At 65.3% G+C, this 18,854-nt stretch carries 17 protein-coding genes; 8 read left to right on the top strand and 9 right to left on the bottom strand.

Annotated elements, in window-relative coordinates; all coding sequences use genetic code 11:
- Nucleotides 1–16 precede the first annotated feature (16 nt).
- The 3 genes from F0185_RS05555 to F0185_RS05545 form a co-directional block, all read right to left on the bottom strand.
- Nucleotides 17–643 carry a hypothetical protein gene (locus F0185_RS05555; protein WP_167222374.1) on the bottom strand — a complete coding sequence of 209 codons (627 nt, stop codon included), beginning with the start codon at nucleotides 641–643 and terminating at the stop codon, nucleotides 17–19.
- A gap of 72 nt (nucleotides 644–715) precedes the next feature.
- Nucleotides 716–1,825 (bottom strand): hypothetical protein, encoded by a 1,110-nt coding sequence (locus tag F0185_RS05550; protein ID WP_167222372.1) that lies wholly within the window; start codon nucleotides 1,823–1,825, stop codon nucleotides 716–718.
- Entirely contained in the window at nucleotides 1,809–2,042 is a 234-nt protein-coding gene (locus F0185_RS05545) for a hypothetical protein (protein ID WP_167222370.1), read from the bottom strand. Before F0185_RS05545 ends, F0185_RS05550 begins: the two co-directional genes overlap by 17 nt.
- Before the next feature lie 206 nt (nucleotides 2,043–2,248).
- On the opposite strand from F0185_RS05545, the gene F0185_RS05540 reads away from it, so the two are divergent.
- On the top strand, nucleotides 2,249–2,701 hold the full coding sequence (locus F0185_RS05540; protein ID WP_167222368.1) for a DUF3592 domain-containing protein: 453 nt from the start codon (nucleotides 2,249–2,251) through the stop codon (nucleotides 2,699–2,701).
- A 78-nt stretch (nucleotides 2,702–2,779) separates the two neighbouring features.
- Here the strand turns inward: F0185_RS05540 and F0185_RS05535 are convergent, their stop codons facing one another.
- Complete coding sequence (locus F0185_RS05535; protein ID WP_167222366.1) at nucleotides 2,780–3,646, bottom strand: LysR family transcriptional regulator; 867 nt, start codon at nucleotides 3,644–3,646, stop codon at nucleotides 2,780–2,782.
- 97 nt (nucleotides 3,647–3,743) lie between these two features.
- Between F0185_RS05535 and F0185_RS05530 the strand changes: the two genes are divergently transcribed.
- The 5 genes from F0185_RS05530 (at nucleotide 3,744) to F0185_RS34710 (ending at nucleotide 8,279) form a co-directional block, all read left to right on the top strand.
- Nucleotides 3,744–4,619, top strand: a complete 876-nt coding sequence (locus F0185_RS05530; RefSeq protein ID WP_167222364.1) for a DMT family transporter — start codon at nucleotides 3,744–3,746, stop codon at nucleotides 4,617–4,619.
- Nucleotides 4,619–5,935 (top strand): aminopeptidase P N-terminal domain-containing protein, encoded by a 1,317-nt coding sequence (locus tag F0185_RS05525; protein ID WP_167222843.1) that lies wholly within the window; start codon nucleotides 4,619–4,621, stop codon nucleotides 5,933–5,935. The genes F0185_RS05530 and F0185_RS05525 overlap by 1 nt, the downstream gene beginning before the upstream one ends.
- 54 nt (nucleotides 5,936–5,989) lie before the next feature.
- Nucleotides 5,990–6,352, top strand: a complete 363-nt coding sequence (locus F0185_RS05520; RefSeq protein WP_167222362.1) for a glyoxalase superfamily protein — start codon at nucleotides 5,990–5,992, stop codon at nucleotides 6,350–6,352.
- A 125-nt stretch (nucleotides 6,353–6,477) separates the two neighbouring features.
- Nucleotides 6,478–7,008 (top strand): helix-turn-helix domain-containing protein, encoded by a 531-nt coding sequence (locus tag F0185_RS05515; RefSeq protein WP_167222360.1) that lies wholly within the window; start codon nucleotides 6,478–6,480, stop codon nucleotides 7,006–7,008.
- A gap of 2 nt (nucleotides 7,009–7,010) precedes the next feature.
- Nucleotides 7,011–8,279 (top strand): type II toxin-antitoxin system HipA family toxin, encoded by a 1,269-nt coding sequence (locus F0185_RS34710; RefSeq protein WP_167222358.1) that lies wholly within the window; start codon nucleotides 7,011–7,013, stop codon nucleotides 8,277–8,279.
- A gap of 39 nt (nucleotides 8,280–8,318) precedes the next feature.
- Here the strand turns inward: F0185_RS34710 and F0185_RS05505 are convergent, their stop codons facing one another.
- The gene (locus F0185_RS05505) at nucleotides 8,319–9,098 is read right to left on the bottom strand and encodes a LytR/AlgR family response regulator transcription factor (RefSeq protein ID WP_167222356.1); all 780 of its coding nucleotides are present in this window, start codon (nucleotides 9,096–9,098) and stop codon (nucleotides 8,319–8,321) included.
- The gene (locus F0185_RS05500) at nucleotides 9,095–10,138 is read right to left on the bottom strand and encodes a sensor histidine kinase (protein WP_167222354.1); all 1,044 of its coding nucleotides are present in this window, start codon (nucleotides 10,136–10,138) and stop codon (nucleotides 9,095–9,097) included. Before F0185_RS05500 ends, F0185_RS05505 begins: the two co-directional genes overlap by 4 nt.
- A 141-nt stretch (nucleotides 10,139–10,279) precedes the next feature.
- Between F0185_RS05500 and F0185_RS05495 the strand changes: the two genes are divergently transcribed.
- On the top strand, nucleotides 10,280–11,134 hold the full coding sequence (locus F0185_RS05495) for a DUF2306 domain-containing protein (RefSeq protein ID WP_167222352.1): 855 nt from the start codon (nucleotides 10,280–10,282) through the stop codon (nucleotides 11,132–11,134).
- A 20-nt stretch (nucleotides 11,135–11,154) separates the two neighbouring features.
- Here the strand turns inward: F0185_RS05495 and F0185_RS05490 are convergent, their stop codons facing one another.
- The 3 genes from F0185_RS05490 to F0185_RS05480 all read right to left on the bottom strand — a co-directional run bounded on the left by F0185_RS05490 (nucleotide 11,155) and on the right by F0185_RS05480 (nucleotide 16,773).
- Nucleotides 11,155–11,688, bottom strand: coding sequence for an isochorismatase family protein (locus F0185_RS05490; RefSeq protein ID WP_167222350.1), 534 nt, complete (start codon nucleotides 11,686–11,688; stop codon nucleotides 11,155–11,157).
- Nucleotides 11,689–11,970: 282 nt separating this feature from the next.
- Entirely contained in the window at nucleotides 11,971–15,216 is a 3,246-nt protein-coding gene (locus F0185_RS05485; protein ID WP_167222348.1) for an AAA domain-containing protein, read from the bottom strand.
- A 204-nt stretch (nucleotides 15,217–15,420) separates the two neighbouring features.
- The gene (locus F0185_RS05480) at nucleotides 15,421–16,773 is read right to left on the bottom strand and encodes an FAD-dependent oxidoreductase (protein WP_167222346.1); all 1,353 of its coding nucleotides are present in this window, start codon (nucleotides 16,771–16,773) and stop codon (nucleotides 15,421–15,423) included.
- Between the two features lie 796 nt (nucleotides 16,774–17,569).
- Here F0185_RS05480 and F0185_RS05475 point away from each other — a divergent pair.
- The gene (locus tag F0185_RS05475; RefSeq protein ID WP_167222344.1) at nucleotides 17,570–18,787 is read left to right on the top strand and encodes a pyridoxal-phosphate-dependent aminotransferase family protein; all 1,218 of its coding nucleotides are present in this window, start codon (nucleotides 17,570–17,572) and stop codon (nucleotides 18,785–18,787) included.
- Nucleotides 18,788–18,854 lie beyond the last annotated feature (67 nt).

Below are 18,854 nucleotides of genomic sequence, written 5' to 3'. Positions count from 1 at the left end.
CGCCGGCGCGATGCGCTTATGGCACGAGAGCGCTTGCCGGCGCTTGCAACAACCAGCCTTTTGCCGGTTGCGACTTAAAATCCCTGAACGTGCCTTTTTCGGCCTCGATTAGTGCTCCCAGGACGGCACCGGTCAGGGCGCCCCCGACAATGCCAGCGCCGCTGTTGAGAGGCGTGAAGGCCAAGGCCGTCTTCGCGCCTGACATATCGTCCGGGCGCGGCGCGAGTGGCGCAACTTTCGAAAAATCGGGCCTGTCGTCCGGATGGAAGACCATCAATGGCCGATTGGTTCCGATAATCTGGAACACGGTCGGTTCATTGCCCGGCTTTTTCGGCAGCAGGATGCCGCATTCCCACGCGCTGCCGGCCAGGGCGTCTTCCTTGCGCGGCCGACCGGCCAGATACACACACATGGGGGGACCGACGAAGTAGGTTCCTGCCTCATCCTCGAATTTTCCAACATACGTTCCCGGCACGAGTGTGACGTCCCAAAACCCCAGTTTCCATTTCACCTCCTCCTTGACCTGCAATACCTGCTCGTTGGCGGGCCGTCGCAATGTTTCTGGCCGGGCGGCGCAACCCGCAACGACCAGGGCGGTGAACAAAGCCAGTGCTGCGCGGGGAAGATCTTTTCGGGGAAACATGGGTGAGGTACTTTCAAATGTCAAAACGATGAGAAGGCGGTTATTCTACTATCGCCCGCGCTCGACATACATTCATGCCCGGTCCGCCCACGCCAGCGGCAACTCGACGATCGCCGCCGCGCCGACCGCCACCAGGCTGGCACGCGACCTGTCATGGTAGCGCGGCGTAAAACCGGGCAGGTCGGCGATGTGTGCGCGCGTCGCCAGGTCCCATACGGTGCTGCCGGTATCGGCCGCGATGACCAGGCGCCGGCCGTCGCTGAACAGATCGGACACGCGCAGGTTCTCGTCGAGCGCCATCGGCCAGGGCGAGCCGGCAGGCGGCGCCGTCTCCACGCACGCATCGAACATGCGCACGCCCGGGCCTTTCCCCCTTTCCTCGAATTCGTCGAAGACCCACTCGCCGGTGCCCCACAGCGCGACGTGGCGCTCGCCGATCCAGCAGGCGGGCGTGTTCCAGTCGTCGCGCTGGGCGTCTTCCACCATCGAGGCGCCATCTTCGCTTTCCCACGGATTGGCGTCGAGCCAGTCGGCCACGGACCAGATCCGCATTTTCGCCACCGGCGCCCAGATCCATCCATCATCGAGCAGGCGGCTGCCGTCCGGGCTGGGCCGGAGTTGGCCATGGAAGTAGTTGAGCTTATGTTCAGGGGAGCCCTTGCCAGCCTCAACGTCTGCAATGACGCGTTCGGTCAGCGACTTGCCGCTCGCCGCATCGGCAACATCGAGGCGGTTCCAGGCGCTGCGGTGGACGATCACATTGCGCCCTTGATGGCGCAGGAAGCACGCACTGAAGGGCACCTGTTCGGGGTGGTAGTCGCCGCAGTCCAGCCGCATCGTGATGGCGCCGGACTGCGTCTCCAGCACGATCCCGTGCCGGCCGCCGTCGACCACCACGGCCGCATGCGCGCCGTCCTCAGCCGCGTGCAGGCGCAGGCCCGGCCGGAAGCTGCAAGTCGGGGCCGGCACTGCCGGAACGTCCACCCGGCACAGTTCAACGCTGGTTCCCTTGTCGAGATCGACCCCGTGCAGCGCGCCGTCCGTGGTCAGCACCAGTACCTGGCCGTAGGGCGCCTGCACCGGGCAGGCATCCACGATGGGCGGGCCGGGCCATGCGAGCGAGCGCAGCGGATAAGCCGCGCCATGTGCTGCCTGCAAGAAGCTTTCATTGATCGTGATCATGTTCGTTTCCTTTTGTATTGTTTTCCAGCCATGCCAGCGGCCATTCGACGATGGCGTGCGGGCCGACGGCGCCATCTTCGGTTTCCCATGGATTGGCGCCATACGGCGCGTCGACCGCGCAGGCATCGACAATCGCCGCCCCCGGCCACGCGAGCGAGCGTAGCCGGCAAGCACGGCCATCGTCGGCACGCAGCAGGCTGTCATGGATGGAAAGCATGGAGTTCCTGGCGTGGCACGATGCCCGTCCGGGCCACGTTGATTGTGAAATGCATGAAAAAGACCGATGAAGCTGCAAGAATGGGCAAACTGATCACGTTGCAATAATGAAACAGAAATCGCAAAAATGCAATAATTAACGGGCGTATTGACGAGCGATATGGGATACTTGTTGCGTTTTTAACTACATAATATCCGTGAGTCATCATGAAGAAACCGTTTCTTACCTTACTCGTCACCTTTGTCGGGTTCTTTGCCGCGTTCGTCTTGATGAACATCAAGAAGATCGATACCCACAGCGCGATCGCCAAGGCGCCGGTATTCGTGCTGGCCACGCCGGAAGGCATCACCAAGAAAACCAAGAAGCTCAGCACCAGCTACCAGGTCAATTACACGTACGCTGTCGATGGCGCCACCTACAAGATCGACACGGACTGGGTCAAGACGGTTGAGCAAGCCGAAAAGATGGCGTCCGAGCCGGTGCAGGTCGCCTTTGCCGCCGGCAAGCCGGACAATGGCATTTTCAAGACCGAATACGATACGCATGATCGCAGCGAAAGTGTCTGGGGCGCGATTTTGATGGCGGCCGGCATGGGCCTGGTGGCCGCGGCTGGATTTACCCTGGTCCTGCTCTGGAAATTCCCCTGGCTGCGCCGCTGATGCGCGCCAGCGGCGGCTCCCGCTGCCGTCACTAAAAACCAGCCTCGCGGGGCTGGTTTTTTTGCGCCGGCGGCCAGCTCACGCCACCGCGCGCCAGGGCCGTAAGGCCGCCATGATTTCGCCGGCCAGGCACTCCACCGCCGGGGTACTGCTGCTGCGGCCCCGGATCAGCACCACCTCGAGCGGCTCGAGCGGCGGCAAGCCTTCCGCGTCGCCCAGGCGCGCCAGGTGCGGCGGGACACTGCACTCGGCCAGCGCGGCCACCGCCAGGCCCGCATCGACCATCGCCACGATGCCCAAGAGGCTCGGGCTGCTGTAAGTTGCCCCATACGGCCTGCCACTTTTCGCCAGCGCGGCCAGGGTGTGCTCGCGCGCCATGCAGCCCTTGTCGAACAGCGCCACCGGCAGCGGCGATTTTTTCCACACCGCATGCCGTTGCGAGCCGACCCAGACCATCTCTTCACGCCGGATCAGGGTCCCTTCCAGGTCGTCGGCGCGGGTCACCAGCGCCAGGTCGATCTGCCCTTTTTGCAGCAGCGGCTTGAGCAGCGTGCTTTGCAGGCACACCAGCTCGATCTCGACATTGGCGAACAGCTTGGTGAAGCGCTCCAGCACCGGCGGCAGCAGGGACGCCACGTAATCGTCCGGCGCGCCCAGCACCACGCGCCCGACCACTTCCTGGGTGCGCAGCGCGGCCAGCGCCTGCGCCTCGAGCGCCAGCATCTGGCGCGCGTACGGCAGCAGGCGCTCGCCCGCCGCCGTCAGTTCGATGCGCCGCGTGTGGCGCGCAAAGAGCGCCTGGCCGACCGTTTCTTCAAGCTTCATGATCTGCATGCTCACCGCCGCCTGCGAACGGTGCACGGCGTCGGCCGCGCCGATGAAACTCATGTTGTCGGACGCGGCAACGAAGGTGCGCAGCTGGTTCAGGTTCAGGTCGGAAGTCATGGTTTCGATTATCGAATGAATTTCATCAAATAAATCAGCTTGTTTGATGTGTGGCGCTGTCCGATCATAGCCTGAAACCACGCACAGGAGAGCATCCATGTCCCATCCCGCCGTATCGTTCGCCGCCGCCATGATCATGCTTGGCACGCTCGGTATTTTCTTCCACGAAGCCGCCCTGGCGCCGGTGATCACCGTGTTTTTTCGCTGCGCCTTCGGCGCCGCCATCCTGCTGGCGTACTGCGCTTGCAAAGGCTTGCTCACGAAAAAGAATGTCTCGCTCAACGACCTCGGACTGGCGCTCGGCAGCGGCGTCCTGATGTGCCTGAACTGGGTGATGTTCTTCGAAGCCATCGCCCGCATCGGCATTTCCATGACCACCACCGTGTACCACGTGCAGCCGTTCCTGGTGCTGATCTTCGGTTCGCTGCTGCTCAAGGAACGGGTCGGCGCCAGCAATGTCGGCTGGGTCGCGCTGGGATTCGCCGGCCTGGTGCTGGCATGCGGGATGAAAAGCGGCCTGACGCTCGATTCCGCCTACCTGACCGGCATCGCCTTCACGCTCGGCGCCGCCATCGCCTATGCCGGGGTGACGCTCACCACGCGCGCCATCCGCGGCATGCCGCCCCAGCTCACCGCCCTGACCCACTGCCTCACCGGCGCCGTGCTGACGGCCGGTTTTGTCAGCATGCCGGCCGGCGGCATCGGTGGCGCCCAGTGGGGCTGGCTGGCCGGGCTGGGACTGATCCCGACCGCGCTCGCCTACGTGATGGTGTACGGCGCCACCCCGCGCATGCACACCGCCGCCATCGCCGTGCTCACCTTTTTGTATCCGGCCTGCGCGCTGGTGGTCGACTACCTGGTCTACGGCCACGCGCTCGGCGCCTTGCAACTGGCCGGCTTCGGGCTGATCGCCTGCGCCACGCTCGGCGTCAACCTGCAATGGCAGTTATTCCCTGCCGTGAAGGGGGCATGATGCATCCCTACCGCACCCGGCGCGCGCAGCTGATCGCGCAGATGCACCAGCATGGCGGCGGCGTGGCCGTCATTCCCACCGCGCCCGAAGTCATGCGCAACAACGATGTCGAGTATCCGTTCCGGCACGACAGCTATATCCATTACCTGTCCGGCGTGACCGAACCGGAAGCGGTGATCGTCCTGGTCGCCGGGGCGCAGTCGCGTGCCATCTTGTTTTGCCGCGACCAGGACCCGGCGCACGCAATCTGGCATGGCGCGCGCCATAGCCCGCAGCAAGCCTGCGCGCATTTCGACTTCGACCAGGCGTTTCCGATCGCCGCGCTCGACGAGCAGATGCCGGCCCTGCTGGCCAACGCGCCGGCCCTGTTCGCCGGCATGGGCCGCAACGCCGCCTTCGACCAGCGCCTGCACGGATGGCTGCGCGGCGTGCGCCAGGCCGGGCGCGCCGGCGTGCGTGCGCCGGCGCTCATCCATGACGTCCACATGCTGCTCGACGAGATGCGGCTGGTCAAGGATGACGGCGAACTCGACCTCATGCGGCGCGCCGCCGCCGTCTCGGCCGACGCCCACCTGCGCGCCATGCGCATGGCCCGCGCCGGACTGGCCGAGTACCAGGTCGAGGCCGAGCTGCTGTACGAATTCCACCGCCAGGGGGCGGCCGCGCCGGCCTACCCGTCGATCGTGGCGGCGGGCGCGAATGCCTGCGTGCTGCACCACAATCCCGGCCGCACCGTGTTGCGGGATGGCGAGCTGCTGCTGATCGATGCCGGTTGCGAGCTGGGTAGTTACGCGGCCGACATCACGCGCACCTTCCCCGTCAGCGGGCGGTTTTCGCCGGCGCAAAGGCGGATCTACCAGATCGTGCTCGATGCGCAACTGGCCGCCATCGCCGCCGTGCGTCCCGGCGCCGATGTCATGGCGCCGCACGAGGCGGCGGTGCGCATCCTGGCCCAGGGCATGCTCGATACCGGACTGTTGCAGGCCGACCGCGTCGGCGCGCTGGACGACGTCATCGGCAGCGGCGCCTGGCGCCAGTTTTTCATGTGCAAAACCAGCCACTGGCTCGGCATGGACGTGCATGACGTCGGCAGCTACCGCGAGCCGGGCGGCGACGCCTGGCGCATCCTGCAGCCCGGCATGACGCTCACCGTCGAACCGGGCCTGTACATCCGGCCGGGGCCGGGCGTGCCGGAGCAGTACTGGCACATCGGCATCCGCATCGAGGATGATGTGGCGGTGCTGCCGGCGGGCCGGGAAGTGATGAGCGCCGGCGTGCCCAAGGCGATGCACGAACTCGAAGCGCTGCTGCGTTGACAAGGCGCGCCACATGGCGCAGTCTGGGAGGATCAAACCCATCAGGAGCGACGCATGCATCTTTCCCCGCCCATTCCCATCCTGCGCATCTTTTCCGAGCAAAAAGCGCGCGAGCATTACCTGGATTTTCTCGGCTTTAGCTGCGAATGGGAGCACCGTTTCGAGGAGGGCATGCCCTTGTACATGGAAGTCAAACGCGGCGAGCTGGTCATCCACCTGAGCGAGCACCACGGCGACGCCACGCCGGGCTCGACCATCTTCGTCCACGTCGATGATATCGACGCGCTGCACCAGGAACTGACGGCGAAGAATTACCCGTATGCGCGCCCGGGCGTGGACGATTTGCCGTGGGGCAGGGTGATGCAGGTCGGCGATCCTTTCGGCAACCGCATCCGCTTTTGCCAGCCGCCGGCATGACGGCAGAAGTGCCATTATTCTAGCGCTTTAATAGCAAATTATCTAAAATAATAGCATTGCTAATGAACGTCGCTGTTGTGCTACTATTTTCAGCAGGGTCGTTAACCTGCTAAATACACTGCGCTATGGCCAAGACAATCTCTCCCTTACTGCCCACTACCGATGCGCTGTTGCGTGACTTCGGCGAACGTTTGCGCCTGGCTCGCCTGCGCCGCAAGCTCACGGCCAAGCAAGTGGCGCAACGTGCGGGAATGGCGCCGATGACGCTGCGCGCGGTTGAGCGCGGTGGCGCGGGCGTGACGATCGGCGCCTACCTCGCCGTCATGCAAATCCTTGGCCTCGAGAGTGACTTCGCCTTGCTTGCCAAGGCAGATGAGACGGGCAGGGACCTTCAAGATGCGCGGCTGCATGCGCGGGTGCGCCGAAGCGTCGATCAATTGCTGCACGATGCATCCGGCAAGCGGATGAAAAAAGTTCCTGAGCCGTCACCACGAAAACAGATGAGGAATGCAGTACCGCAAGCCGCTGCGCCCTTGCCGGACGTCCCGGCGCTGGCGCCCGGTGACAACTGGATCGAAGAAGGTGGTTTTTCCAGTGCGGAAGTCCTTGCGGAGCTGATCATGCCGGATACCCAGGTCGTCAAGAAGGGGCGTTGACCGTGACCAGAAGCATCGCGGTGTATGCCGATTGGGAGGGGCTCGCCGGCCCAAGCAATGTAGGCACCCTTTACGCGCACCTGGGAGCCGGTAAGGAGGTCTTCGAGTTCGAGTTCGATCCAAACGCCATAGCCAGTTCGCAGATCGCTGGTGTATCCCTGGATCCTCGCTTGGCTTATTACCCTGGCCGGCAATATCCAGCTCAGGGAACGCTATTTGGCTTGTTCGCCGATGCCAGCCCCGACCGCTGGGGGCGAATGTTGATGCGGCGACGCCTGGAGCGCGAGCAGCGCGCTGGCATGGCCGACCCGCGCCGCCGTCTGCTGGAATCGGATTATCTGCTCGGTGTGCATGATCAATATCGCGTCGGGGCGCTGAGGTTTCGCGTCGGCGACCGGGGCGATTTTCTCGACAGCAGGTCGGAACTGGCTGCGCCGCCATTCGTCAAGCTGCGCGAACTGGAAGCAGCCGTCCTGGCGCTCGAGCGCGACCGGGACAATACCGCTCCCGCCGGAGCGCATTGGTTAAACATGTTGATTGCTCCCGGTGGATCGCTGGGTGGCGCCCGGCCCAAGGCCAGCGTGGTGGACCCCGACGGCCGGCTGTGGATCGCCAAATTTCCGAGCTTGCAGGATGAGCGCAACATTGGCGCATGGGAGCTGGTGGCACAAACGCTCGCAAGACAGTGCGGTCTTGCCGTGCCGGCCAGCCTGGCGCGGCAGTTCGCCAGCCCGTACCACACTTTTCTCGTCAAGCGCTTCGACCGCACTGTCGACGGGCGCCGTCTGCATTTTGCTTCCGCCATGACGCTGACCGGCCACAACGACGGTGATGACGCCGACACCGGTGTCAGCTACCTGGAACTGGCGCGGGTCCTGATCGATCATGGCGCCCGGACCAACGTCGACCTGCGCGAGTTGTGGACCAGGATCGTGTTTAACGTACTTGTATCGAACACGGACGATCATTTGCGCAATCACGGATTTCTACTTGAACCAGGGCGTGGCTGGCGCTTGTCGCCAGCGTACGACATGAATCCGGTACCGGAATCGTCGGGCTTGAAGCTGAACATCAGCGAGCATGACAATGCGCTCGACCTTGACCTTGTGCTGTCGGTAGCGCCTTACTTTCGCGTGACCGAGGACGAGGCGCGGACGATCATCCGGCGCTGCGTCAGCGTGGTTGGCCAATGGCGCAAAGTGGCCACCGCGCTCAAGCTCCCGGATCGCGAGCAGGACGACATGGCCTGCGCATTCCGCCTGGCCGGGTGAATTCGCGTCCGGTACGCTTCGCCGTATCGGCAGCCCGCGCTACATCTGCCGGAAATGATGCAGGTAACTGCGGCTGACCGGCAGCACCTCGCTACGCCCGCGCAGGTGCACCTCGGCCGTCTCGTTCACCCCGCGCACCACTTCGCTCACGCAATGCAGATTGACGATCGCCGAACGGTGGATCTGCACGAAACGCTCCGGATCGAGTTCATCGCCCAGTTCGCGGATACTCTTGCGTATCAGGGCCTCGCCGTCCATCCACACGACCGAGGTGTACTTGCCCTCCGCGCGCATGAAGGCCACCTGCTCCACCGGAATCAAGCGCACGCGGCTGCCGACCGAGGCCTTGATCCACTGCAGCCAGTTGCGCGGCCCGGCGCGCTGGCGCAGCTCGCTGGCCATGCGCTCGAGCACGGCGTCGAAGGCCGGGCCGGCGGCGGGCGCCGTTTCCATCCGCGCCTGCAAGCGCCGCACCGTGTCAGCCAGGCGCGCCGCATCGACCGGCTTGACCAGGTAATCGATCGCGCCCTGCTCGAAGGCCTGCACCGCGTACTGCTCGTAGGCGGTCACGAACACGATCTGCGCGCGCCGCGCCAGCGCCCGCGCCGCCTCGATCCCGTTCAGCCCCGGCATATGCACATCCAAAAACACGATCGCCGGCGCATGCTGGTCGAACAGCTCGACCGCTTCGGCGCCGTTGCGGGCGTCGGCCACGATCTCCAGTTGCGGCCACAGCCGCGCCAGTTGCGCGCGCAGGTGCTCGCGCAGCAGCGGTTCGTCGTCGGCGATCAGGGCGGTGGGGTGGCTCAAGCGGCTCATGTAGCGCTCCGTGGCGTAAAAGTGAGTTCGACGTGCACGCCGTGCGGCGTTTCTTCATGCAGGTCGAGGCGCGCGCCGGGACCGTAGAACGCTTGCAGGCGCGTGCGCACATTGGCCAGTCCCGTGCCCGGCTGGGCCGATTCCGACATGCCCTGTCCGCTGTCGCCCACCCACAGGCTGACGCGCCCGCTGGCGTCGGCCTTGCCGCCGACCTCGATGCGCCCGCCCTCCAGGCTCGGATCGATGCCGTGGCGCACCGCGTTTTCAACCAGGGTCAGCAGGGCCATCGCCGGAAACGGCAGGCTGTTCAGTTCCGGCGCCACCCGCACGCTGAAGCGCAAGCGGTCGGGCATGCGCATGTGCATCAGCTCCAGGTAGGCGCGCACCAGCTGCAGTTCGGTGTCGAGCGTGGCGTCGGCATCGTTCAGGCGCGGCATGGCGGCCTTGAGGTAGGCGATCAGGTGGCGCAGCACCGGGCCGGCATTGTCCGACTTGGCCTCGACCAGCGCGGCGATATTGGCCAGCGTATTGAACAGGAAGTGCGGCTCGATCTGTGCCTGCAGCAAGCGCAGGCGCGCGGCCGTCAGTTCGCGCTCGAGCGTGTCGCGCTCGCGCTCCTCGCGCAGGCGCGCGGCGCGCTCCTTGGCCCTGCGTTCGACCCGCAGCGCCGCCAGCGTCACCAGCGTGCCGACCACGACCGACAGGATGGCCAGCATGATGTAGCCGAGCACCAGCTCGCGCCGGGCCGGAATGTGCTCGGTCAGCACGAAAATCGCCAGCGTCGCCACTGGCGCCACGAGTACCACCGCCAGCAGCCGCGGCAGCGGGCGCCAGCGCAAGGCGCCGCTCGCCGTGTAAGTGAGCAGCAAGAGCGCGCCGATGAACCCGATGCGCAGCAGCACCGACAGGAAAGGGCCGGACGACAAGGCCGACAGCACCCACGACAGTTGCAGCGTGATGAGCAGCGCCACCAACGACTGGCGCAGGGTCGGCAGGGCCGGATGGCGCGCGGGCGGGGAGAGGAGCGGCGGCGTGGTCATCCCGTCACAATAACCGTTCGGCGCGCGTCGTTCAAGCCCGGAAAACCGCCGCCCGTCGCGCCATTCGCCGCGCATGCTCGCCAGCGCCGCCGCCTGCTTCTACTGTGCGGGTACAGACCATCACACCACAAGGAGCATCCCATGATCTTGCACACTGCCGCCGGCCAGCCGCGCACCGCGCCGGCCCAAGCGGGCGCACCCGCGCGGCGCGCTACCGGCGCCGGCGCGCTGGCGTGGTCGGCGCGCCTGTGGTTTGGCGTGGCCGTGGCCGGGCAACTGCTGTTTGCCTGGTACGTCGCCGTTTTCTACGGCGGCGCCCTGGTGCGTGGCGAGCTGGCGCAATGGAACAAGGTCATGCCGCGCGGGTATGTCGCCGGCGACACGGCCGGCAATGCCGCCATTGGCGTGCATGTCCTCGTGATGGTGCTGATCACCGTCGGCGGCGCGCTCCAACTGCTGCCGGCGCTGCGGCGACTGGCGCCGTCGTTCCACCGCTGGAACGGGCGCGTCTACGTGCTGCTGGCGGTGGGGTCGAGCCTGATCGGCCTGTACATGGTGTGGTTTCGCGGCGCGCTGGGCGGCCTGGCGCAGCACCTGGGCATCAGCGGCAATGCCGTGCTGATCGTGCTGTGCGCGGCGCTGGCCGTGCATCATGCGCGCGCCGGCCGCATCGCGCAGCACCGGCGCTGGGCGCTGCGCCTGTTCCTGGCGGTCAGTGGCGTGTGGTTCTTCCGGATCGGCCTGATGGCATGGATCGTCGCCAACCGGGGGCCGGTCGGATTCGATCCCGAGACCTTCCAGGGGCCGTTCCTGAGCTTCCTGTCGTTTGCCCAATACCTGCTGCCGCTGGCGCTGCTGGAGCTGTATGCGCGGGCGCAGGCGAGCGGGCGGAAGGCGGCGCGCATCGCAATGGCCGCCGCCATGCTGGTGCTGAGCGTGGCGACAGCGGCCGGCGTGGCCGCGGCTGCGATGATCCTGTGGCTGCCGCATCTGTGACGCGCGCGGCGGCGGGCGCGTCAGCCGGGGAAGGCCTCGGCCGTCGTGCGCACGGCCAGGGTGCTGCCGGCGGTGACCGGCAAGCCTGCCCACACCCAGTTGTGATGGGCGATGATGGCCGGCGCGGCCAGGTGCGGGCGGTCGGCGGTGGTGTGCGCGTCCGCCAGGGCCACCACCTGCAGGGGGCGCGAGGCTGCCGCGCGCACGGCGGTATCGATGCAGAACTCGGAGGCGAAGCCGCTGATATACAAGGTGGAGGTCGCGCTGGCTGCAAGCTGGTCCGCCAGGTCGGTCGCGGCGAACGCATCGGCGGCCAGCTTTTGCACGGTGCCGTCGGTGGCGGCCTGTTGCAGGGTCGGGATCACTTGCCACGCGGCCGAGCCGAGCGGGGCATCCGCATTCACATGCTGGATGAAGATCACCTTGCCGCCCTGCGCACGGATGTGTTTGGCGGCGTGATTGATGCGCTCGACCACGCCGTCGGTGTCGTGGCACGGGCTGGCCGGATTGTTAAGCCACGCGTTTTGCATATCGATGATCAGTAGCGTTTTCATGAAACCCCTGGAACAGTGATGAGAGAGGCATCAGTGTTACCCAGAGTCCCTGTCAGATAAACTGGCGCCGGGTTCGCAGATTCCAAACCACCAATTACGAATACCCCGACACGCCGATCGGCATCCCCCTACAACCGGGGTCAGAGCTTTAATTGGAAACAAAAGTTCACCCGAAACGAAAACGGCCTACAAGAACAGTCATACCTCGCTAAACGCGCCAGTTTCAGCGAAAATGGCTTAAAACCAAGCTCCGGTACCTGTCAGGCAGCAAAAAGTTGCAAGTTAAAGCTCTGACCCCGGTTGGGGGAGGGCGTCGGCGAGTTGGCTGCCGAACGGCGTACGTGACCATTGCTGGCGGTTGCCGATCACGTACAGGCGCCGCTTGGCGCGCGTGGCGGCGACGTTGATGATGTTCGGCCGCCCCGCCGCCCATTGACGCGCGCTGTCGCTCTTGCCGCCCAGGACCAGCACCACCGTTTCGCTTTCCTTGCCCTGGAAGGTGTGCACCGTGCCGACGTGCCCTTGCAGCCACGCGCCGACAGCGTCGTCGTCCGCCTCGCCCGCCCAGTCGTCCACGCGCGCTTTCAACAAGGCGGTCAGCCCTTGCGCCACCGACTTGAACGGGGTAATCAGGAACAGCTCGGGCAAGCCGTGCGCTTTGCCAACCCAGCCTTCGCTGGCGTAGCGCACCACGATATCGGCCGCGAGCGCGCCTTCGCGCCCGTTGTAGTGCTCGTCGAATTCGCCCGCGCCGACATCGTGCCAGCACGACGGTCCGAGCAGCGGCCGGCTGGCCGTGGCCTGTTCTTCTTCGGCGCGCGCCGGGCCGTAGACCATCTTGCCGTTGTAGGCAATCCGGTTCGACAGCGAAAACATCGGGTCGGCGCAGCGCCGGTGCACGCGCAGCGGCGCACCCACCCACAGGTCGCTGCCGTCGTACTGCACCACGTTGGCGCCGAAGCGGTTGCCGCGGTCGGCCAGGTGCTGCGCCGAGTAGGCCGTCAACTGGTGCTCGGGCGGAGCCCCGTGGTACGACAGGATGCCGTAGTCGAGCTGCTTGTCCATCGTGATCACCGGTTCGACTTGCAGCGGGTCGCCCACGATCAGCGCGCGCTTGGCGCGCCAGATGGCGCCCAGCGCGTGCGATGGCACCGCCTGCCCGGCTTCGTCCACCAGCAGCAGGCCGATCTCGCCTTCGCCCAGGTCGGCAAAGCAGCGCGACACCGAGGCGAAGGTGCTCGACACCACCGGCACCGCCAGGAAGAAGCTGGCCCACAGGTGGCGCGCCATGGCCGGCAGGTGCGCCTTGATGTGGCTTTCCTGCGCCAGCATGGACAAGGCCAGGCGGAAGTTGGTCTCGAACGGTTTGCCGGCATGCTTGAGGAACGCTTTGTGCAGGTGCATCGCGGCGATGAATACGTCGGCCCGCGCGGCATGGTAGTCGGCGTTGCTGCGCGGGAGGGACTTCTGTTGTTGTTCGACCGGCAGCGCGGCGAACGCGGCCGGATCGAACGCGGCCTCGCCCAGGCTGGCCGCGAGCGCGTCGACCCGTTCGGCCACCGTGTGCAGCGCTTGCGCGCGGGTGTCGGCGTCGCGCCGGGCCGATTCCCAGTCGGCGGCGCAGGTGCTGGCGCTGCTGCCCGCTTCAAGGCGCGCCAGCGCCAGGCGTGCGCGTTCGCTGCGCAGGTGGTCGTATTCGTCCGACAGCGCTTGCTGGCGCGCCACGAAGCCGGCGTAGCGCGCCTTGCCGAAAAAGCGCGCCAGCAACTGGCGCCAGGCCGGCCATTCGCTCGCGTGCAGTTCGCGCTCGCGCAGGTTGACGGCGAGGGCGGCGGCGTTGTCGGCCGATTGCGTGTCGAGCGCTGTCAGCGCCGCGCTCGCTTGGGCGTTGCGCCGGCCGGCGAGGTCGGCGGCGGCATCGGCGGCGGCGCACAGGGATTCGGCCGCCTTGCGTTCGGGCAGCGCACTGTCGTACGCGAGGATCGCCGCCTGCATCGCTTCGACCCTGGCCACGGCGCTGTTGAAGTGCGCGCGCGCCGCTTCCCAGTTGAGCGAGGCGCCGGCGCCCGCCAGTTGCTTGGCCAGTCCCAGTTCCTTGAAAAAGCCCAGGCGGTTGGCGACCAGGTTGCGGTTGGCTTTTTTGCCGAGCGGGACCGAAATCAGGCCCCAGCAGCGGATTTTGCCGTGCTCCTCAGCGTCGTCTTCCCCGGCTTCCTCGCTGTCGGCCTCGCCCGCCTCGCCCGGCAGTTTTTTCTTTTCTTCGTTGAGGATCGATTCGGCGCTGGCGGCAAAGTAGTCGAACGGTTCGCCGTTCATCAGCAGCGGCTGCGGGGCGACCTTCTTGATGCTGGGCAGGTCGAGCGTGATGTTTTCGACCGCCTTGTTGTTGGCGCTGGCAACCACGATGCCGCTGTCGAGCAGGCGTTCGTCGAGGTGGTAGCTATTGCCCTTGAGCGTGACGCCATTGCTGTTGGCCGGATACGCGATCTGGTGCTGGCTGCGCGAAAACGCCGCTTCCGGATGGGCGAATTCCGCCAGGATTTTGGCGCGCTCGACCACGCGGGCGGCGATCACGTCCATCAGCAGGGTGGTCTTGCCGGTGCCGGGCGGGCCGTTGACCGAAAAAATGCCGCCCTCGGCCAGGGTTTCCAGGCCGATGTTGACGGCCACCTGTTGCATCAGGAACAGTGGGAAGGGACTCGGCCAGCGTCCTGCCGGAAAGCGGCGCGGGTCGAGCGCGGCGTTGATCGGGCCCGGGCGCGTGATGTCGCGCCGGGCGCCGCTGCGCTGGTGGCCGTCGAGGTAAGCCTGGATCTGGGCCGAGCCGGGGCCGCTCTCGGCGTCCTGGCGCAGGCGCTCGAGGTCGTCGAGGTAGAAGGAGTTGATCGGGTCCATCTCCGGTTCGCGCGAAAATTTCTTGCCGCGCCGGTCGATCAGCGCGACCTCGTGCGCGCACAGTTGCGCGCGTGCGAGCAGGGTGCGCGGTTTCCAGTCCAGCTCGGCGAAGAGGTGGTCGGTGACCTGGGCGAACCAGTCGGCGTCGGCGACGCCGTGGTTGCCCATGGCCAGTTCGTGCAGCTTGTTTTGCAGGCCGAACAGGGTGGTGCTGAAGCCGATCGGGGCCTTGTTTTTCTTTTCCGCAAAGGCGAGCGCGAACGCGCCCAACTGCAAGGTGTCGACGTCGGGCCGGCCATCCGAGCCGATTTCTATCGCGCAAAGAAAGGTGTTGCCCCTGGCCGGGCGCAGGTGGTTGCCGCTGAAGGTGTCCGGGTTCGGCTCGAGCGGAAACATCTCGGCCAGTTCGGCTTCCAGCACGCTTTTTTCGACCAGGCCGAACCAGACGAAATACTTGTGCTGGCCGTGCACGGCGTCGGCGGCCAGGCTGCCATGCGGCGCGGGCAGCCACGGCAGCGGCTCGTCGTAGCGCTTGAAAAACGCCGGCCGCTTGCCTGCCTTGGGAATATCCGGATACATGAGTGCTTCGACATCGAACCAATAGCGAAGCGTGTTGACATACTGTGCAGGCATAGGATTTTTCCGGGAGTGTGGCCGGGCGATGACAGCGCGTGCCGGCCAGCTTGCATGACCGTGCTGGCGATCATTTGACAAGGCGGAATTGTAACTTCACTCACGGTAAAAAAAGCCTTGATTTCACCATTGCGTGCGCAGCGGCCACTGCCTGCCGCGCCGCGCATCCCTGGCCGATGCGCGGCGCGGCACGGCACGCAAGAACTATCCTGCGTAGTCGACCGGGTCGCCGGCCAGCGGCGCGGGCTCGCCGCTGGGGCCGGCGCTGGCCTGGTCGACCATGTGCGCGTAGCCGCTGAAGTCGGCGACTTCGAAGCCGAACGGCAGGCGCGCGGCCGCCTTGTCGTAGTTGACGTAGGGACGCACGGCCTGGGCCAGTTCGTCGCGGCGCCAGCCCATGGCGATGGCATGGGCGATCAGGCGCCCCTGTTTTTTGGCGATCGGGGCCGGGCTGCCCCACAGCGCCGGGGCACCGGTGAACCACAGGCCGGGGTAGCGCGCGTGCAGCACGTTGCCGACCAACTGCTGCGGCTGCTCGCTGCCTTCGGCCAGGATCTCCTGGCTCCGGTAGCCGGTGCAGCACACGATCACGTCGGCCTCGCAGCTGCTGCCGTCGACGAAATAGACCGTGCGCTGGTCGACCTGCGCCAGCGCCGGGCGCAAGGGCACCATGCCGCTGCGCACCGGTCCGAGCATGCTGTCGCTGACGGTGATGCGCTGGCGCCCGACGTCGATCTCGTGACTGGACGGATCGACCGCATGGCCGATCGCGCCGTGTTCGCGGCAGGCGTCCCACAGCCGCGCCTGATAGCTGTGGCGGAAGGTTTCCTTCAACGCGCGGGTGGCGACGTCGATCGGGCTGCCGTGGAGCAGGCGCGGCACCAGCCAGGTGGGACTGCGGCCCGACAGCACCAGTTGCTGCGCCACCGGAAACAGCCTGGCGGCGCACGCCATCGCAGTATTGCCCAGGCCGATGATGAGCACGCGCTGGCCGACGAAGCGGCTGAGGTCGCGCACATCGGACGAATGAATGATACGCCCGGCAAAGTTGGCGCCGCCGGCGATGAGGGGCAACTGCGGTGTGTGGTACAGCCCGCCCGCATACACCACGTGTTCGAAGTGGCGCAGCAGCGGCGCGGCGGCCTGGTCGGCGCTGGCGATCAGCAGGTCGGCCCCGCCGTCATACAGCGAGGGTGTCACGCACAGCACCTTGGTCGAGGTGAAGATGCGCGAAGCCAGGCCCTGGCGCTTGATGGTGTCGAGGCATTGTTCGGTGTACGCGGCCCAGCTGGCGGCGCCCGGATGCGACAGCGGCAGTTGCGCGGCGGCGCTCTGGACCAGGTCCGGGTACAGCGCCGACAGCGGATCCTTGCCCCATATCCCGCCCGGCTCGGAACGCGCTTCGAACAGCACCGGGTCCAGGCCGCGTTGCAGCATTTCGGCGGCGGCCGCCATGCCGCTGCTGCCGGCGCCGATGATGGCGATGCGCGGCCGGCTCATCACGCCGCCGGCCACGCGCGCGGCCAGGTCGGCAAAGGTGGGCAGGGCGGCGCTCATCGGCGCCCTCCCGCGCGCCCCTCCGCTTGCGGGGCCGCAAGCGGAGGGGCGTCACATTGTGCTAACGCCAATTGCCGGGCTCGGCATTTCACATCGACAGATTCGATTATGGACATCGTATTCATCACTCGCAGGACGGATCAATGAAAGCGGCACGCGGTTTGCGCATGCCGGGAACGCGGTGTTAATGCCGGATCCGGCATTTTTACGAAATATTGTTATTTCGTCGGGGCGATTAAAAACGATTTACCATCGGAGTGTCAATCAATATTGCAAGGTCATTACTAGCGGTAATTTGTGTCGCATAAGAAAGTGGTATAAGTGATTGAATTTAAAAGGTTTTGGTTTTCGCTTCTATTTCACGCTGTTGTTGTTGCGCCAATTGGGATGTTGAAAATTTGCGCATCGGCGGGAAGCCGCGCGGGGAACAAGTCGCAGCGCTGGCGAGGCTCCCTGATTAATTAATTGAACATTAATTGTTATGGTAAAAAGACCATAATTGTCATCCCCTCGTCATAATCGTCTGCCTGTTTATTGTGCTGATGCCGATTAAATATGCGCAAAGGTAATGGAAAATCCGCAGTGCTATGCCAAAAGGCACATCTCATGGTTGTATTTACGCATATTCGACAGATTATTGATCTGAATCATACTGGGGAAGAAAAAGTGATCCGGTTTGCATAAAACAGACGGCGAGCGCCCCGCCGCCGGCGCTAAAAATCCTCATCGGAAACTTGTTAATCGATTGCAAGCTATGATGAATGATCCCTAACACATCCTTATGAGGAGTCATTCAATGCTTGAGGCAATCCGCGTTCCCGACATCGTCCCGCTCGAACACATCCTGCCGGATGAACCCTTATTGATGATGGGCGCCGGTCCGGTGCCGATTCCGCCGGCCGTGGCGGCCGCCAATTCGATCGTCATCAACCACCTGGGCGACACCATGAACCAGGTCATCGCGCAGGTGAAGGAGATGGGGCGCTACGTGTTCCAGACCCGTTCCTCGCATGTGATGGGCGTCGGCGGGCCGGGCTCGGCGGCGATGGAAATGGCGATCGCCAACCTGGTCCATCCGGGCGACAAGGTCTTATGCATCTGCAACGGCTACTTCAGCAAGCGCATGGCCGAGATGGTCAGCCGCGTGCGCGGCGAGCCGACTTTGCTGCACATCGACAACAACGAAAGCGCCAGCGTCGAGCTGGTGCAGCGCGCACTGGCCAAGGGCGACTACGCGGCCATTACCCTGGTGCAGGGCGAGACCTCGAACACGGTCTGCAACCACAGCCTGGGCAGCATCGCCCGCATGGCGCACGAGCACGGCTGCCTGGTCATCGTCGACGCCGTCTGCACGCTCAGCACCATGACGCTCGACATGGATGCCTGGCAAGTCGACGCCGTCATTACCGGCGGGCAGAAAGGGTTGTCCTCGATTCCGGGCGTGTCCCTGCTGGCGTTTTCGGAACATGCCTGGGCCAAAAAGATTGCCACGCGCACCCACCAGCCGTTTCACTGGTGCCTCGACGCGCAGCTGGCCGACCAGTTCTGGAACCAGAAGTCATATCACTACACCGCGCCCGTGTCCGGCATCCTGGCGCTGCACGAAGCGCTGCGCCTGGTGTGCGCCGAAACCTTGCCGCGCCGTTTCGCGCGCCACCAGCAATGCTCGGAAGCGCTACAGGCCGGCATCGAAGCGCTCGGGCTGGACTTGCTGGTGCCCAAGCAGCACCGGCTCAATTCGGTCATCGGCATCGTCACGCCCGATCACGTCTCGTCCGACGTGGTGCGCGCGCACATGTCGCGCGTGCACAAGGTCGAAATTTCCGGCGCCTTCGGCCTGAACATCTTGCGGATCGGCCAGATGGGCGAGCAAAGCCGCGCGCACAACCTGTTCCGCACCTTGCACGCCTTCGGTTCGAGCATGCAGGCCGGCGGCGCCAGCCTTGACCTGCCGGCCGGCATGGCCGAACTGGAGCGTTCGCTGTCGCGCCACGCGATCGCGCAACCGGCATAGCAAGGCTGGCAGATTGGCGTGAACCTGCGCCAGGCATTGAAAGGAGACATTGACGACGCTTAAACCG

This window comes from Massilia rubra (assembly GCF_011682065.1).
In the GTDB taxonomy this organism is placed as follows: Bacteria; Pseudomonadota; Gammaproteobacteria; order Burkholderiales; family Burkholderiaceae_D; genus Telluria_A; species Telluria_A rubra.
Note: the sequence above shows the minus strand (reverse complement) of the source record. Positions and strands in the feature narration are given on the sequence as shown.

Bases quoted from the DNA above. Each gene is read 5' to 3' on its own strand.
- F0185_RS05555 (WP_167222374.1), bottom strand. From the start codon at position 643: ATGTTTCCCCGAAAAGATCTTCCCCGCGCAGCACTGGCTTTGTTCACC.
- F0185_RS05550 (WP_167222372.1), bottom strand. From the start codon at position 1,825: ATGATCACGATCAATGAAAGCTTCTTGCAGGCAGCACATGGCGCGGCT.
- F0185_RS05545 (WP_167222370.1), bottom strand. From the start codon at position 2,042: ATGCTTTCCATCCATGACAGCCTGCTGCGTGCCGACGATGGCCGTGCT.
- F0185_RS05540 (WP_167222368.1), top strand. From the start codon at position 2,249: ATGAAGAAACCGTTTCTTACCTTACTCGTCACCTTTGTCGGGTTCTTT.
- F0185_RS05535 (WP_167222366.1), bottom strand. From the start codon at position 3,646: ATGACTTCCGACCTGAACCTGAACCAGCTGCGCACCTTCGTTGCCGCG.
- F0185_RS05530 (WP_167222364.1), top strand. From the start codon at position 3,744: ATGTCCCATCCCGCCGTATCGTTCGCCGCCGCCATGATCATGCTTGGC.
- F0185_RS05525 (WP_167222843.1), top strand. From the start codon at position 4,619: ATGCATCCCTACCGCACCCGGCGCGCGCAGCTGATCGCGCAGATGCAC.
- F0185_RS05520 (WP_167222362.1), top strand. From the start codon at position 5,990: ATGCATCTTTCCCCGCCCATTCCCATCCTGCGCATCTTTTCCGAGCAA.
- F0185_RS05515 (WP_167222360.1), top strand. From the start codon at position 6,478: ATGGCCAAGACAATCTCTCCCTTACTGCCCACTACCGATGCGCTGTTG.
- F0185_RS05505 (WP_167222356.1), bottom strand. From the start codon at position 9,098: ATGAGCCGCTTGAGCCACCCCACCGCCCTGATCGCCGACGACGAACCG.
- F0185_RS05500 (WP_167222354.1), bottom strand. From the start codon at position 10,138: ATGACCACGCCGCCGCTCCTCTCCCCGCCCGCGCGCCATCCGGCCCTG.
- F0185_RS05495 (WP_167222352.1), top strand. From the start codon at position 10,280: ATGATCTTGCACACTGCCGCCGGCCAGCCGCGCACCGCGCCGGCCCAA.
- F0185_RS05490 (WP_167222350.1), bottom strand. From the start codon at position 11,688: ATGAAAACGCTACTGATCATCGATATGCAAAACGCGTGGCTTAACAAT.
- F0185_RS05485 (WP_167222348.1), bottom strand. From the start codon at position 15,216: ATGCCTGCACAGTATGTCAACACGCTTCGCTATTGGTTCGATGTCGAA.
- F0185_RS05480 (WP_167222346.1), bottom strand. From the start codon at position 16,773: ATGAGCGCCGCCCTGCCCACCTTTGCCGACCTGGCCGCGCGCGTGGCC.
- F0185_RS05475 (WP_167222344.1), top strand. From the start codon at position 17,570: ATGCTTGAGGCAATCCGCGTTCCCGACATCGTCCCGCTCGAACACATC.